Consider the following 15192-nt stretch of genomic DNA (forward strand, 5'->3'; position numbering starts at 1 on the left):
GAGGAAGGGGTTCTCGACTCCAGCCTACGACGCCCCACCGACAAGGATTTCGAAGGCATGGCGGCGGTGCTCGGCGAACAGCGCCTGCGCGACGCCGGCGTTGCGCGCGCGCAGGGCGGCGGCGAGTTCGCGGTGCTCGGCGGGAATGTGCGCGAGGTAGTCCTTGGTGCTGAGGCCCACGCGGGTGAGCAGGAACAGGTGGACCTGGCAGCGGATCGCCCGCCACGCCTCGTCGAGGCGGCGGTGGTGCGCGGCGGCGTAGACGGCGTCGTGGAAGGCGATGTCCAGGCGCACCAGCGCGTGCTCGTCCTCGGCGCGGGCCATCGCGTCGGCCACGTCGCCGATCGCGGCGATGTCCTCGTCGGTGCCGTGCTCGACGGCGATCTGGACGGCGAGTTGTTCGAGCGCGCCGCGCAGGCTGTCCAGTTCGGCGATGTCCTCGGTGGACAGCGTGGTGACGGTGGCGCCGCGGTGCCAGGCGCTGCGGACCAGGCCCTCGCGCTCCAGGCGCAGGAGTGCCTCCCGCACCGGGCCGCGGCTGACGTCCAGGGCGGCGGACAGCTCCAGCTCGCGCAGTTGCGCGCCGGGTGGGTAGGCGCCGCTGAAGATCGCGTCCCGGATGCGGTCCGCGACCTCGTCGGCCAGGCCTCGTCTGCGCGCTGGGGCGATCTCAGTCATTGTCCTAATGTTAACATTACGACATGAGCACATCCACCATCCCCCGGTTCCATCTGGCCGTGCCGGTCGACGACCTCGACGCCGCGCGCCACTTCTACGGCGAGGTGCTTGGCCTGTCGCAGGGCCGCAGCGCCGACACGTGGGTGGACTGGAACCTGCACGGGCACCAGTTCGTGACGCACCTGGCGCCGGCGCGCGCGGAGCGGATCCACAACCCGGTCGACGGGCACGACGTCCCGGTGCCGCACTTCGGGCTACTTCTGACGGTGCCGGAGTTCCACCGGCTGGCCGAACGGCTGCGCGCGGCGGGCACCGAGTTCGTGATCTCTCCGTACCTTCGCTTCGAGGGCCAACCCGGCGAGCAGTGGACGATGTTCCTGCTCGACCCGGCCGGCAATGCCCTGGAGTTCAAGGCGTTCGCCGACGACTCACAGGTCTTCGCGACCTGACCCGAAACCCTTGCACCACAACCGAACCGCGCACACCGCCCCGCATCGCCCACCGCTCCTGTCGTACCCCTTCCGTACCGTGGGCCCATCGGGGGAGCCTTCGTGCGGAGCCAAGGTGGCCTTCACTCCGCGCAGGGCGTGCACGCGGGTGATCCGCCGCGACGGGGTGACGCGGCCGTCACCTTGATCTCGGTGTGTCAGGCGTTCGGGTGAACGCGTAGCCCGCCCGCGGCGGCGGTGACCTGGCGCAGTTCGGTGATCCACAGGTCCGGCGCGTCCTCATCGGTCGCGCCCGCGAACTCGGCGCCGAGCCCGATGCAGCGCATGCCGGCGGCGGCCGCGGCCCGGCGGCCGGCGATGGCGTCCTCGATGACGACGCAGTCGGCGGGCGGCACGTCGAGCAGGCGCGCGGCGAGAAGATAGCCCTCGGGGTCGGGCTTGCCGGTGGTCACGTCGTTGGCGGTGACGAGGTGGCGCGGCTCGGGTATCCCGGCGGCCCGCAGCCGTCCGCGCGCGACGTTGCGGGCGCCGGAGGTGACCACCGCCCAGGCGTCGGGCGACAGTCCGGCGATCAGCTCCGCCGCGCCGGGAACCGTTGCCACGCCGTCGAAATCGCGTTCCTCGACGGCGACGATCCTGGCGTCCTCGGCGATCGGGTCGAGGTGCGGGGCGAGCGTGCTGATCACGTCGACGGCGCGGCGGCCGTGGGACAGGCGGATGGCCGCCTCGGCGTCGAGGGCGTGCCCGGCGGCCCAGTCGCGCAGGATCCGGTGGATCGTGGCGGTCGAGTCGGCGAGCACGCCGTCCAGGTCGAACAGCACGGCTCTGGTCTCGAGGATCGTCATGCACTGACTCTCACTCGCGGGTGGTCGGCCTGCCAAGGTCCACTTTCGTGCGGTTCCCGGCGGCCGCATCAAGTTGTCCACAGCCACCGGGTTATCCACATGTGGATCTTGCTCCCCCGATCGCCCGCCCCACCCCGATACACTTGGCTCGAGGGCCGCCCCCGGTGTGGGTGGGGGATGTTGGTCCACGCCGGGAGTTGGTGCGGCGCAAGGGAAATCGACGGATCGGTGCGGGGATCAGAAGTTGGGTTTGCGCTTGTCGAGGAAGGCGCGCACGCCCTCGGCGTAGTCCGCGCTGGTGACCGACTCCTGGTAGAGCTCACGCACCGCGTCGTCCTCGGTGAGCTGGCCGCCGGTGATCCGGTTCACGATCGTCTTGGCGCCGCGCACGCTCACCTGGGCACGCGAGGCGATCAGCTCCGCCGCCCCGAGCGCCCGCTTGCGCACCGCGGCAGCACCCGGGTGCAGCTCGTTCACCAGGCCGATCCGCAGCGCGGTCGCCGCGTCGAAGATGTCGCCGGTGTAGAGGATCTGCTTGGCCCACGCCGGCCCGACCACGTCCACCAGCTGCTTGGTCGACGCGAACGCGTACACGATGCCCAGCTTGGCCGGCGTGATCCCGAAGCTCGCGTCGTCGGCCGCCATCCGCACGTCGCACGCGAGGGCGATCTCGCAACCGCCGCCGATGCACCAGCCGGTGATCGCCGCGATGGTCGGTTTGCGCAGCGTGGCGATCGCCCGCGCACCGTCGTGCACCGCCAGGCCGTACCGCTCCGCGTCCGCCGGCTCCGTGCGCAGCGCGGCGAACTCGCCGATGTCCGCACCGGCCGAGAAGTGCTCCCCGCCGGTGATCACCAGCACTCGGATCGTCTCGTCCGCGTCGACCTCGGCCATCAGCTCGGGCAACGCGGACCACATGGCCAGGCTCATCGCGTTGCGCTTGGCCGGCCGGTCGATCGTCAGCGTGGCCACGGCGCCGGCGCGCGCCAGTCGCAGGTGCTCGGTCACGCGGGTCACCGTAACCCGGGCGGCGCCGCGCGGCCTCGCACCGAGATCGCCGTCACGCCGTCACGCGCACGTCCTCGGCCAGCAGCGCGCGCACGCCTTCGACGTCGGCGTTCACCTTGGCCTGGCGTGACCGCAGCACGGCGACCGCCGCCTCGAGCTGCTCGACCCGGCCGTGGATCTCGGCGGTCACCTTCTGGCGGGCGTCTTCGCGGACCTGGTCCATGTCGGCGTTCTCGCGTTTCGCCTGCCGCACGAACATCCCGCCGGTGCCGAAGGCGATGAGCGCCGGCACCAGCCAGCCCCACCCGGCGGCGACCGCGAGCAGGGCGAACAGCAGGCCGACACCGCCGGCCGCCCACGCCTTGCCCTTCGTGGTCGAGTCGACCGTGTACCTCCCCGCCGCGCGCTCCCGCGCCTTGTCGGCCATGCCGGCGGCCGGCCCGTCCGGCGTGATCGTCACCTCGCCGCCGCGCACGCGCACCCGGACCTCGGTCGACACGTCCTGGCGCGCCTGGCCGGCGAGTCGTTCCGCGGCGGCGACGATCAGTGACGCGTTGATCCGCACGGCGGCCTTGGCCCGGCCGGGGTTGTCCGTATCGGTGACGTCGCCGGTCAGCATGCCCATCGTGTCGCCGACCTCGCCGTCCCAGGTGTCCAGCGTCCACTCGCCGGCGCCCGGCCCCTCGATCTTGGCGCGCAGTTCGCGTTCCCGCGTCAGCAACGGAATCTCGGGCTCGCTGCCTTCGTCGACCAGCAGCCGCAGCACGACCGGCGCCAGGTGGTCGGGCTCGCCAGGGTCCGGCGCTCCCGCCAACCGGCCCGCGACCCAGGAGCGCAACACCGCGAGGCGATCGCACGCGTCGGTCGCCGCGGCCAGTTCGACCGCGTTGGACAGCTCGCCGCTGGCCCGCGACACCGTCTTGTCCGGCTTGATCGCCGCGCACCACCGCGCGATCTGCTTGTCCCGCTCCGGACCGTCCAGCCGCGCCACGGACGCGGCGCCGCGCCGGTGGATCAGCTCGCGGCCGGCCTCGCCGAAGTGGCCGTCGGCGCACAGCACCCAGATCGCGCGCTGATACATCAATACCGTGTCGCCCAGCTCGGGCAATGCGTCCGGCAGCGCGCCGATGGCAGTCGAGCCGCGACCGGCTGCCCCGGCGGCCAGCACGCGGAACACGGTGGCGCGCCGGGTGTCCCGGGCCTCGGCCAGTCGCAGGGAGGTGACGTTCTCAGTTCCGTCCACAGTGGACAGATGGGCGGCCAGCGCCGGGGCCAGCCAGTAACCGTCCACATCGGACTGCGCACCGGTGGGCCGCTGGCCGTCGAGCACCGCGCGCGCCCGGTGCCGCAGCTTGGTCTCGGCGTCGTACGGGGTGAACTGCTGGCGAAGGTCGCTCAGCTCGACGAACGCGTCGAACGCCGTGGAGAGTTTGTCGAGCCGCTGTTCCAGCGAGCCGGTGGCCTTGGACAGCTCGGCCTGCAGCCGCCGCTGGTTGCGGCGGGTGGCGTGCAGCGTGCTGTGCAGGCCGTCGACGTGGTCGCGCAGTTCACGGTCCCACGTGGTCTCGCCCCAACCGAAGAACCCCTCGTTCCAGCGGTTGGACTCGTAGCCGCCGCCCGAACCGACCCCGCCACTCACCGTTCGTGTCCTCCCCGTTCACGGTCACCACACACGGGTGAGATGCGAGGGGCGGCATTCTGGTTTCATGCGTCGCCACATGCTGGTGATCGCGGTGGTCGCGACAGCCGCCACCGCGTGCACGTCGTCGGACAACGTGGGCCAGGTGCCGGCCGGCCCGAACCAACCAGCCGCCACCCCGCCGAGCAGCGCGCCCGCGCCGGGTGGCCTGCGGGTCGAGGAGGTGACCGGCGGGCTGGACCACGGGTGGGACATGGGTTTCCTGCCGGACGGCACGGTGCTGGTGTCGCAGCGCGGCGGCAAGCTCGCGCTGGTGTCCGGCGGCCGTGCCGGTGCGTCGGTGACCGAGGTGGCGGCCGACCTGTCCGACGTGCACGCGCGCGGCGAGGGCGGGCTGATGGGTCTGGCGCCGCATCCGGACTTCGCCACGTCGCGGCGGTTCGTGACGTGTCAGGCGCACGCCGAGGGCGGCCGGGCGGTGGACGTGCGGCTGGTCAACTGGCGGCTGTCCGAGGACGGGCGCAGTGCCACGCGGGTCGGCGAGTTGCTGACCGGCCTGCCGGTGAACCCGAGCGGGCGGCACTCGGGTTGCCGGCCGACGGCGGGACCGGACGGCGCGCTGCTGGTCGGCACCGGCGACACGGCGCGCGGGAACCTGTCGCAGGATCGCGGCAACCTCGGCGGCAAGGTGCTGCGGCTGGACTGGAACACCGGAAATCCCTTGCCGGGCAACCCTTTCCTGAACGCGGCGAACCCGCGTGAGCGCCTGGTGTACACGTTCGGGCACCGCAACGTGCAGGGCGTGGCGGTGCGCCCGGGCGGCCAGCAGGTGTTCGTCGCCGAGCACGGGCCGACCGAGAACGACGAGATGAACCTGCTGCGCGCGGGCGGCAACTACGGGTGGGATCCGTCGCGTGGCGGCACGGTCGGCGGGTACGACGAGGACGTGCCGATGACCGATCTGCAACGGTTCCCGAACGCGGTGCCGGCGGTGTGGGAGTCGGGCAAGACGACCGAGGCGATCTGCGCGGTGACGTTCCTGTCCGGTCCACAGTGGACGGACATGGACGGCGCGATGGTGGTCACCGCGCTCAAGGGCGCCAAGCTGATGATCTTCCAGCTCGATCAGGCCGGCGCGGTGCGCTCGGTGACGATTCCCCCGGAGTTCACCGACCGCTTCGGCCGCCTGCGAGCCGCGCGCACGGCTCCGGACGGCGCCCTCTACGTCACCACGTCCAACGGCGACAACGACAAGCTCCTGCGCATCACGCGAGGCTGATCCACCCTCACCCGCCCGCACACCCCGATTCCGTCGGTCCCCCTCCTTAACGTGGACCTATCGGGGGACGCCGAATCAGCGTGAATCGGGCTCAGGTTCGCGTCCGGTGGCCCTGAGCAGGCGAAACCACGGATCGTCGCCGCCGGGAAGATCGAAAACGGCGTCATACATCCCGGCGAGCGCCACCTCGATCTTGTTCCCCGGCCGGTACCGCACACCGGTCGCCGGCGCGAGATCGTCGTGGTGCACAGCCAGCTCGTTCAGCCCGAACATCACCTGCAGCGCGACCGGGATCGGCCCGCGCTGGTGCGGCATCAGCTCCTCCGGCGAGCGCACCGCGTCCAGGAACGAGCCGGCCGCGACGTCCAGCGCCGACACCGGATCGCCGGTGAACTCGCGCACCGCCCGCAGGTTCTCCCCGGACAACTCCTCCGGCGCGAACGGCGGCCGCATCGAGCCGGCGCGCCCGCGCTCCAGCATGTCGCCGAACCGCCGGAACGTCGCGGCCAGGTGCGCGGTGAGCCCGCTGACCGTCCACTGTGTACAGACCGTGGGCACGGACGGGTCGAGGTCGGCCACGGCGTCCAGGTACCGGCGAAGCTCGCCGCGCGACCACTCGATCGCCCCCGGCCACGGCGCCGCCGACGCCGGGTAGTCCTCGACGCCCACTACCGAGACCCCGCCATGGCCGCAGGCTAGCGCGCGACCGTGATACTTGCGGTGGAAGACGAGCAGGCGTCCCCCGAGGTGCGCGCCCGCGTGACGGCCAGCTTCGAGCGCCAGGGGCTGATGCGCCACCTCGGCGCCCGGCTCGCGCACATCGCGCTGCCCCACCGCGAGGAGCTGACCCAGCAGCACGGCTACTTCCACGCCGGAACCACCAGCGCGATCGCGGACAGCGCCGGCGGCTACGCGGCGTTCACGCTGTTCGCCGCCGAGTCGACCGTGCTCACCGTGGAGTACAAGATCAACCTGCTGGCACACGCCGGTCGACCCCGAAACGCTGAACGTGCCGTTCCCCCGCGCCTGGCCCGAATGAATCAGCGCGCCCGCTCGCGCAGCACCGGCCCGCCTTCCAGGTGCGACAGCCCGTTCCAGGCCAGGTTCACCAGGTGCGCGGCCACCTCGTCACGCCCCGGCTTGCGCACCTCGAGCCACCACTGCCCGGTCAGCGCGACCAGGCCGACCAGCGCCTGGGAGTACAGCGCGGCCAGCTTGCGGTCGTAGCCGCGCGAGTCGAACTGCACGCCGAGAATGTCCTCGACCTGGCTCGCGATGTCGTTGAGCAGACTGGAGAACGTACCCGTCGAGGTGGCCACCGGCGAGTTGCGCACCATGATCCGGAAGCCGTCCGTGGAACCTTCCACGTAGTCCAGCAGCGAGACGGCCGCGCGCTCCAGGAGCAGCCGAGGGTGCGCGTTCTCGGCGAGCGCTTCGGTCATCCGGCTCAGCAGCTCCTGCATCTCCCGGTCCACGACGACCGCGTAGATGCCCTCCTTGCCCCCGAAGTGTTCGTACACAACGGGTTTACTGACTTTCGCCCGGTGCGCGATCTCCTCGACCGACGCTCCGTCGAAGCCTCGTTCGGCGAATAATGCCCGCGCCACGTCGAGCAATTGCTCGCGCCGCTCCTTGCCGGTCATCCGGACCCGTGCCACCGGGCCCACTCTAGAGCGGTGCGGCGCTCGGAGCGCGCCGATTACCGACTATTCCGTGCCGGCCGTGATTCGGGCCAGCCGCTGCGGGGTCGGCCAGCGCACGTCGGTCGCCCAGCCGAACTTCTCGAAGATCCAGATCAGCCGCGCCGACGTGTCGATCTGTCCGCGCTTGACGCCGTGCCGCGCGCAGGTCGGGTCGGCGTGGTGCAGGTTGTGCCACGACTCGCCGAAGCTCAGGATCGCCAGCGGCCAGAAGTTCGCCGCCTTGTCGCGGCTCTTGAACGGCCGCTCGCCCACCATGTGACAGATCGAGTTGGTCGACCAGGTCACGTGGTGCAGCACCGAGATCCGCACCAGGCCGGCCCAGAAGAACGCGGACAGCGCGCCGGCCCAGGACCAGGTGATCAGCCCGCCGAGGATTCCGGGCAGCACCAGCGACAGCGCGGTGATCAGCGGGAACAGCTTGTTCACCCGCACGATGTCCTTGTCCTGGAACAGATCCGGAGCGAAGCGCTGCTTGTTGGTCATGTTCTTGTCGAACACCCAGCCCATGTGCGCGTGCCAGAAGCCCCTGGTCAGCGCCCAGGGTGAGGTGCCGAACAGCCACGGCGAGTGCGGGTCACCCTCACGGTCGGAGAACGCGTGGTGGCGGCGGTGGTCGGCGACCCAGGTGATCGGCGGGCCCTGCACCGCGGCGCTGCCGGCGACCGCGAGCAGGATCTTGAGCGGCCGGTTCGCCTTGAACGAGCCGTGCGTGAACAGGCGGTGGTACCCGATGGTCACACCGAGGCCGGCGAAGTAGAAGAAGAACACCGCGAGCCCGATGTCGACCCAGCCGAGGCCCCAGCCCCACATCAGCGGCACGGCGGCGATCAACGCGGCGAACGGCACCAGGATGAACAGGTACACGGCGATATGAGTGGCCATGTCGCGTTGGCCGGACATGATCGACTTGGGGCCACTGGGTCCGCTCTTGGGCTTGCTTTCCGTGTCGCGATCGACCGTCGCCGTCATCCGCACACCTCTTCCTTTCGCGGAAGGAAAGGCTCGCCTAACGTCAGGCGTAACCTACGACAGCGTAAGTTGGCCGGCCCGTCGTGCGCTAGTAGAGCTAGCCCCACCATGTGCGATGTGTCGCGACTAACTGTCCAGACTGGTTGAACAGGCAAGAAACGCGCAGCACCGGCTCGATCACTCGCCGCCGATAGATGTGATGCGGCTAACACTCGTTCGGACGCAAGATCATTCGGGTTGGCCAGGGACGAGTGCTTCGCACCAGGTCCACGTGCGACCATGTTGAGCCGAACGGCAACCCCTTTTCGATCCGCCGTGGTGTAAAGGCAGCACCTTGGATTTTGGTTCCAATGGTCCAGGTTCGAATCCTGGCGGCGGAGCGGTGAGCGTGTGACGTCCACCTGAGCACGGCTCGACGAGGAGACGCCAGTGGTAGCCGAGGAGCGGCACGACGGGCCGGCGTTGGACGAGAAGTCCGACGCGTGGTTGGTCGGACGTGCCCGTGAACTCGTCGCCATCGCGCACAGCGGCCGCCGGTCGGACAACACCCGCTACATCGCCGAGCTCGACCGGCTCCTCACCGAGGCGCAGCGCCGCGGCGAACCGCGCATGCTCGCCCAGCTCCTGCGCTCCGCGGTCATCCTGCGGGTGCTCACCCCCGAGCGCGCCGACGAGGCCGAGCCGCTCCTCGACGAGATGCTCGCGCACACCCGCAAGCACGGACTCGTGCTGTTGCAGGCCGACGCGCACGCGCTGCGCGGATCGCGGCTGCTGCTCGGCGGCGCGGAGGACGCGGCGCTCACCGAGCTGGCCGTGGCGCTGGCGATCCTGGACGAGGACCTCACTCCCGACGTGCTGATCGGCCAGCGCAACTGGGATCTGATCATGGGGGCCACGCTCACCGACATCGGCCAGGTGCTCACCCAGCTCGGCGTGTACGAGGTGGCCGACTACGTGCTCACCCAGGCGCACCGCCGGGTGCGGCAGAGCGCCGGGCCGCACGTCATCGCCGTGCACCTGATCAACCGCACCCAGATGCTGATCGGCTGGGGCCTGCGGCTGGAGCGCGCCGGCGAGCACGACTACGCGGCCGAGCGGTTCGCCACCGCCGCGTCCGTGGCGGTCGCCGTGGAGGCGCCGTTCAAGCAGTCGCTGTTCCCGCGTGACCCCGACCTGTCCGCCGCCGAGCAGGTGCACGAGGTCGGCGCCGCGCACGCGCTGGCCGCACCGTCCGAGGCGCACCTCGAGCGGCTGACCCGGCTGGTGCGCAGCGCGCCGTACCCGCGCGAGGTGATGATCACCTCGATCGCGCTGGCCCGGTGCCTCGAGCACGAGGGGCGCACCGAGGAGGCGATCGCCGTACTCGGCGACGCCCGCGCGAAGGTGGACACCGCGTCCGAGCCGACGCTGCGGCTGTGCCTGGTCCGCGAGTACGCCCGGCTGTCCGGCCCGGAAGGCGGCCGGCGCACGATGAGCGCGCTGGAGCGCTACACGCACGAACTCGAGGCGCAGCTGTGGGGCATGCGCGAGTCCCGGATCGCCGCGCTGAACACCCGCCGCGAGCACGAGCGGCTGGCCCGCAAGCACGACGCCACGACCAAGCAGGCGCTGCAGGACCCGCTCACCGGGCTGCCCAACCGGCGCGCGCTGGACGAGCGGCTCGACTCGCTGGCCGCCGACCCGAAGAACCACCCGCTGGCGATCGCGCTGGTCGACCTGGACGGGTTCAAGGAGGTCAACGACCGCGGCAGCCACGCGGACGGCGACGACGTGCTGCGGGTCATGGCCAGCACGCTGCGTGACACCCTGCGCGGCAGCGACATGGTCGGCCGCTACGGCGGCGACGAGTTCATCGTGCTGCTGCCCGGCGCGCCACTGTCCGCGGCGGAGGCGGCGCTGCGGCGCGCGGTCAAGGCGGTGGACAACCTGCCGGAGGACCTGTCCCGGAGCGTGACGCTGTCCGTCGGCGTCGTCTCGCTGCGTGCCGGGGAGCCCGCCGCGCGTGCGGTCGCCCGCGCCGACGCGGCCATGTACCAGGCGAAACGCAACGGCGGCAACGACGTGGCCGCGATCTCCGGACAGGTCGACCTGCCCCCGCAGGCGATCACCGCGCCCGGCCCGCCGACCAACCCGGTGTGGGTGCTCCCAGAGACCTCGTAGCGTCAACGTAGGATCGGCGCGATCCGAGTCGAACCGCTGTGTCGTTGAACCGGCTGCCCAACAATCGGTGAGCACGCGGGACCACTGCCAAGGGAGCGCTCATGCTCGAGGGTGGCGACACCCCCTCCTCGGCGAACCGACCGCTCAGCACCATCGTCCTCGCGGCTGGCGAGGGCAAGCGAATGCGTTCGGCCACGCCCAAGGTGCTGCACCGCGTCGGCGGCCGCACCCTCGTTCAACACGCGCTGGTGGCCGCGGCCGGCACCCGGCCCGACCACCTGGTCGCCGTCGTGGGCCACGGCCGCGAGGCGGTCACCGAGCACGTCACCTCGCTCACCGAGCAGCTCGGGAAGGTGACCGTCGCCGTGCAGGACGCCCAGAACGGCACCGGCCACGCGGTCGGCTGCGGGCTGGCCGAGCTGCCCGGTGACCTCGGCGGCACCGTGCTGGTGACCTACGGCGACGTGCCGCTGCTGGACACCGCGACGCTGACCGCCCTGCTCGACGAGCACGCGCGCGCCGGCAACGCGGTCACCGTGCTGACCGCTGTGGTCGCCGACCCGACCGGCTACGGGCGGATCGTGCGCGAGAACGGCGCGGTGCGCGCGATCGTCGAGCACAAGGACGCCACCGACGACCAGCGCGCCATCACCGAGATCAACTCCGGGGTGTACGCGTTCGACGCCGCCGTGCTGTCCGACGGGCTGTCCCGGCTGTCCACCGACAACCGGCAGGGCGAGCAGTACCTCACCGACGTGCTCGGCATCGCGGTCGCCGACGGCCGCCCGGTCGGCGCGCTGACCAGCACCGATCCCTGGCTTGTCGAGGGTGTGAACGACCGCGTGCAGCTCGCCGCGATCGGCGCTGAGCTGAACCAGCGGCTGCTGGAGGCGCACATGCGCGCCGGCGTCACCGTGGTCGACCCGGCCAGCACCTGGATCGACGCGGACGTGACGCTCGGCGTGGACGTGCACATCGAGCCGGGCGTGCAACTGCACGGCGCGACCGCGATCGGCGACGGCGCGAACATCGGCCCGGACACCACGCTGGCCAACGTGACGGTCGGCGCGGGCGCGAAGGTGGTGCGCACGCACGGCAGCGACTCCGAGATCGGCGACGGCGCCAGCGTCGGACCGTTCGCCTACCTCCGCCCGGGTGTCCACTTGGGACGGTCGGGCAAGATCGGCACGTTCGTCGAGGTGAAGAACTCCGAGATCGGCGAGGGTTCCAAGGTGCCGCACCTGTCCTACGTCGGCGACGCCACCATCGGCGAGCGCAGCAACATCGGCGCGGCGAGCGTGTTCGTGAACTACGACGGCGTGAACAAGCACCGCACGGTGGTCGGCTCGCATGTGCGGATGGGTACGGACAACTCCTACGTCGCCCCGGTGACCGTCGGCGACGGTGCCTACAGCGGGGCCGGCACGGTGATCCGGCGCGACGTCCCACCGGGGGCGCTCGCGGTTTCCGGTGGGCCACAACGAAATCTCGAAGGTTGGGTGCTGTCGCGGCGGCCGGGTACTCCGGCGGCCGATGCGGCACAGCGTGCGCTCGACGAGGCCGCGCGAACGCAAGACGAAAACGGAACCGACGCGGAGGGGTCGCGAGCATGAGTCAGAAGTCCGGTACGCCCAAGAAGAACCTGATGCTGTTCTCCGGGCGAGCGCACCCCGAGCTGGCCGAGGAGGTGGCCAAGCACCTCAACGTCGGGCTCACCCCGCAGTCGGCGTACGACTTCGCCAACGGCGAGATCTTCGTGCGGTTCGACGAGTCGGTGCGCGGGTGCGACGCGTTCGTCATCCAGAGCCACCCCGCGCCGCTGAACAACTGGCTCATGGAGCAGTTGATCATGGTGGACGCGCTGAAACGGGCGTCGGCCAAGCGGATCACCGTGGTGCTGCCGTTCTACCCGTACTCGCGGCAGGACAAGAAGCACAAGGGCCGCGAGCCGATCTCCGCCCGGCTGATCGCCGACCTGTTCAAGACCGCGGGCGCGGACCGGCTGATGACCGTGGACCTGCACACCGCGCAGATCCAGGGCTTCTTCGACGGCCCGGTGGACCACATGCACGGCCAGCGGCTGCTGTCCAGCTACATCTCCGAGCACTACGACACGTCGAACCTGACGGTCGTGTCGCCGGACGCCGGCCGCACCAAGCTGGCCGAGAAGTGGGCCGACGATCTGGGCGGCTGCCCGATCGCGTTCATCCACAAGACGCGGGACCCGTTGCGCCCCAACGAGGTTGTCGCCAACCGCGTGGTCGGCGAGGTCAAGGGCCGGCTGTGCATCGTGATCGACGACATGGTCGACACCGGCGGCACGATCGCCAAGGCGGTGGCGCAGTTGCTGGACGAGGGCGCGTCCGGTGTGGTGATCGCGGCGACCCACGGCATCCTGTCCGGCCCGGCCACCGAGCGGCTGTCCTCCTGTGGTGCGCAGGAGGTCATCTTCACCAACACGCTGCCGATCCCGGACGAGAAGCGGTTCGGCACCATGACGGTGCTGTCCATCGCTCCGCTGCTGGCCCGCACGATCCACGAGGTGTTCGAGGACGGCTCGGTCACCTCGCTCTTCGACGGCAACGCCTGACCCGCGAGACCGCATCGGTGTCCGAAACTTAGCGATCGCTCCGTTCATGTTTTGCGTACTTTAGCCCGCTAAAGTACGCAAAACATGAATCGGTGGCGCGTTTGCGGGATCAGTAGGCGACCGTGAAGCGGCGGCCGGTGTGCGCCGGGTTCTCGATCTCGTCGACCAGCGCCACCGCGAAGTCCTCCGCGGAGATCCGCGACTCGCCGGCATCGTTGACCAGCAGGACGTCGCCGCCGAGCCGGAACTCGCCGGTGCGTTCGCCCGGCATGATCAGCTGGGCCGGTGACAGATAGGTCCAGTCGACACTGTTTCCCTTGTCCCGCAACAACTCCAGCAGTTCACGGTAGGCGAGCGACTCGGCCCGGTACTCCTCCGGCACGGTGTGCGCGTCGAGCACCTGAGTGCCCGGCGGCAGCTCGAGACTTCCCGCGCCACCGACCACGGCAAGGCGCGCACCGGCCTTCCGCGCCGCGTCGAGCAGCAGCACGCCGGCCTCCGACACCGTGCCCTCCGGCGCCACCCTCGGCGAGATCGCGCACACCAGCACGTCCGCGCCGGCCGCGACCTCGTCCACGAACGCGGCGTCGAACACGCTGCCGCCACGCGCCTCACCGTCCACAGTGGACACATCTCGCGCCACCGCGACCACCTCGTGCCCACGCGCCCGCGCCTCGGCGAGCACCCGTGACCCGACCATCCCGGTCGCGCCGAACAACACCAGCTTCATCAGATACCTCCAGAAAACGTTGGGATGATCCGAAGGTAACCAGTGGTTATCGAGTACTTCAAAGTGCTATAAGTACCTTGTGGTTACTAAGCAGGTGCCGCTCAAGAGCGACGAGGACCTCAACGACCCGAACTGCCATACCCGGCTCGCACTGGACCGAATCGGCGACAAGTGGACCGTGCTCGTCGTGCTGCACCTCAGCAGGCGCAGCCCCCGGCGGTTCACCGAGTTGCGCGAGGCGATCGCCGGCATCGCGCCCAAGGTGCTCACTCAGACGCTGCGCACCCTCGAACGGGACGGGATCGTCACCCGCACGGTGTACGCCGAGGTGCCGCCGAAGGTGACCTATGACCTCACGCCGCTCGGCGCGTCACTGCGCACCCCGATCGCGGCGATCCACCGCTGGGCGCACCACTACATGCCGGAGGTCCTGGACGCGCGCGCCGACCACGACTCCGGTCTCGACTCCGGTCTCGACTCCGGGCACGGCGGGGTCAGCGCGCCGCGATCCCGTCGTACATCACGCGCCTGATCGCGGCACTCAGCCGGGCCTGCCGCGCCTTGCTCGGCGCGCGCAACTCGGAGATCACCGAGGCCAGGATCATGCCGTTGATCGCCCGCGCGGTGGAGTGGATGTCCAGGTCGGCGCGCAGGTAGCCGACCTGCACGCCGTGCTCCAGGTACGCGGCGGTGAGCAGCGCCGCCGTCTCGTGGAAGTCCAGGATCCGGTCGCGCATCTGGCCGTCGATGCCCGGCGCCTCCAGCAGCAGGAACCGTGCCGCCCTGGTGTCCTCGCCGAAGATCGTGGTCAGCGCCTCGCCGATGCGCGCGGTCTGCTCGCGGTACTCGTCCAGCGTGCCGACCGCGTCCGGCGCGTTCTCCGCGGCCAGGGACGCCACGATCTTGTCGATCAGGTCGGTGATCACGTGGTCGACGATGTCGCGCTTGTTCTCGAAGTACCGGTAGAACGTGCCGTGCCCGACACCGAGGCGCGCGGCGATGTCGGCGATCGCCGTGCCGTGGTAGCCGCGCTCGGCGAAGCAGTCGAACGCGGCCTCGATGATCTCGCGCCGCAGTTCCTGCTTCTTCCGTTCAGCCCTGGTCACGGGCGCGGACTCGGTCGTCATGGCGTCCACCCTATT

Annotated in this window: 15 protein-coding genes and 1 tRNA gene; 7 read left to right on the forward strand and 9 right to left on the reverse strand. The window is 70.6% G+C overall.

Annotated features, from left to right (window positions below; genetic code table 11):
* Positions 1–24 precede the first annotated feature (24 nt).
* Entirely contained in the window at positions 25–678 is a 654-nt protein-coding gene (locus EV193_RS10090; RefSeq protein ID WP_130343797.1) for a GntR family transcriptional regulator, read from the reverse strand.
* A 23-nt stretch (positions 679–701) separates the two neighbouring features.
* Here EV193_RS10090 and EV193_RS10095 point away from each other — a divergent pair, with 23 nt between their 5' ends.
* A complete protein-coding gene (locus tag EV193_RS10095) occupies positions 702–1127 on the forward strand; it encodes a VOC family protein (RefSeq protein ID WP_130343798.1) in 426 nt (141 codons plus the stop codon).
* 197 nt (positions 1128–1324) lie between these two features.
* Here the strand turns inward: EV193_RS10095 and EV193_RS10100 are convergent, their stop codons facing one another.
* The 3 genes from EV193_RS10100 to EV193_RS10110 form a co-directional block, all read right to left on the reverse strand.
* Positions 1325–1972, reverse strand: a complete 648-nt coding sequence (locus EV193_RS10100; RefSeq protein ID WP_165401309.1) for an HAD-IA family hydrolase — start codon at positions 1970–1972, stop codon at positions 1325–1327.
* A 237-nt stretch (positions 1973–2209) separates the two neighbouring features.
* Positions 2210–2980, reverse strand: coding sequence for an enoyl-CoA hydratase/isomerase family protein (locus tag EV193_RS10105; RefSeq protein ID WP_130343800.1), 771 nt, complete (start codon positions 2978–2980; stop codon positions 2210–2212).
* Positions 2981–3032: 52 nt separating this feature from the next.
* A complete protein-coding gene (locus tag EV193_RS10110; protein ID WP_130343801.1) occupies positions 3033–4619 on the reverse strand; it encodes a hypothetical protein in 1587 nt (528 codons plus the stop codon).
* 67 nt (positions 4620–4686) lie between these two features.
* On the opposite strand from EV193_RS10110, the gene EV193_RS10115 reads away from it, so the two are divergent.
* Positions 4687–5898 (forward strand): PQQ-dependent sugar dehydrogenase, encoded by a 1212-nt coding sequence (locus EV193_RS10115; protein ID WP_130343802.1) that lies wholly within the window; start codon positions 4687–4689, stop codon positions 5896–5898.
* A gap of 75 nt (positions 5899–5973) precedes the next feature.
* Here EV193_RS10115 and EV193_RS10120 read toward each other — a convergent pair whose 3' ends face one another.
* From EV193_RS10120 to EV193_RS10135, 3 genes are all read right to left on the reverse strand, one after another.
* Positions 5974–6768, reverse strand: coding sequence for a maleylpyruvate isomerase family mycothiol-dependent enzyme (locus EV193_RS10120; protein WP_207222582.1), 795 nt, complete (start codon positions 6766–6768; stop codon positions 5974–5976).
* Positions 6769–6938: 170 nt separating this feature from the next.
* Complete coding sequence (locus tag EV193_RS10130; protein WP_130344335.1) at positions 6939–7541, reverse strand: TetR/AcrR family transcriptional regulator; 603 nt, start codon at positions 7539–7541, stop codon at positions 6939–6941.
* 63 nt (positions 7542–7604) lie between these two features.
* Entirely contained in the window at positions 7605–8570 is a 966-nt protein-coding gene (locus tag EV193_RS10135) for an acyl-CoA desaturase (protein WP_130343804.1), read from the reverse strand.
* Positions 8571–8879: 309 nt separating this feature from the next.
* On the opposite strand from EV193_RS10135, the gene EV193_RS10140 reads away from it, so the two are divergent.
* The 4 genes from EV193_RS10140 to EV193_RS10155 all read left to right on the forward strand — a co-directional run bounded on the left by EV193_RS10140 (position 8880) and on the right by EV193_RS10155 (position 13320).
* Positions 8880–8950 (forward strand) — tRNA-Gln (locus EV193_RS10140).
* Positions 8951–8999: 49 nt separating this feature from the next.
* The gene (locus EV193_RS10145; protein ID WP_130343805.1) at positions 9000–10730 is read left to right on the forward strand and encodes a GGDEF domain-containing protein; all 1731 of its coding nucleotides are present in this window, start codon (positions 9000–9002) and stop codon (positions 10728–10730) included.
* A gap of 101 nt (positions 10731–10831) precedes the next feature.
* Entirely contained in the window at positions 10832–12343 is a 1512-nt protein-coding gene (glmU, locus tag EV193_RS10150; protein WP_130343806.1) for a bifunctional UDP-N-acetylglucosamine diphosphorylase/glucosamine-1-phosphate N-acetyltransferase GlmU, read from the forward strand.
* Complete coding sequence (locus EV193_RS10155) at positions 12340–13320, forward strand: ribose-phosphate diphosphokinase (protein WP_130343807.1); 981 nt, start codon at positions 12340–12342, stop codon at positions 13318–13320. Before glmU ends, EV193_RS10155 begins: the two co-directional genes overlap by 4 nt.
* Positions 13321–13429: 109 nt before the next feature.
* Here EV193_RS10155 and EV193_RS10160 read toward each other — a convergent pair whose 3' ends face one another.
* A complete protein-coding gene (locus tag EV193_RS10160; RefSeq protein ID WP_165401311.1) occupies positions 13430–14050 on the reverse strand; it encodes an NAD(P)-dependent oxidoreductase in 621 nt (206 codons plus the stop codon).
* A gap of 79 nt (positions 14051–14129) precedes the next feature.
* On the opposite strand from EV193_RS10160, the gene EV193_RS10165 reads away from it, so the two are divergent.
* Positions 14130–14582 (forward strand): winged helix-turn-helix transcriptional regulator, encoded by a 453-nt coding sequence (locus tag EV193_RS10165; RefSeq protein WP_130343809.1) that lies wholly within the window; start codon positions 14130–14132, stop codon positions 14580–14582.
* On the opposite strand, the gene EV193_RS10170 is transcribed toward EV193_RS10165, so the two are convergent.
* Entirely contained in the window at positions 14545–15177 is a 633-nt protein-coding gene (locus tag EV193_RS10170; protein ID WP_130343810.1) for a TetR/AcrR family transcriptional regulator, read from the reverse strand. The genes EV193_RS10165 and EV193_RS10170 overlap by 38 nt on opposite strands.
* Positions 15178–15192 lie beyond the last annotated feature (15 nt).

The sequence above is a fragment of the Herbihabitans rhizosphaerae genome (assembly GCF_004216555.1).
Classification (GTDB): domain Bacteria; phylum Actinomycetota; class Actinomycetes; order Mycobacteriales; family Pseudonocardiaceae; genus Herbihabitans; species Herbihabitans rhizosphaerae.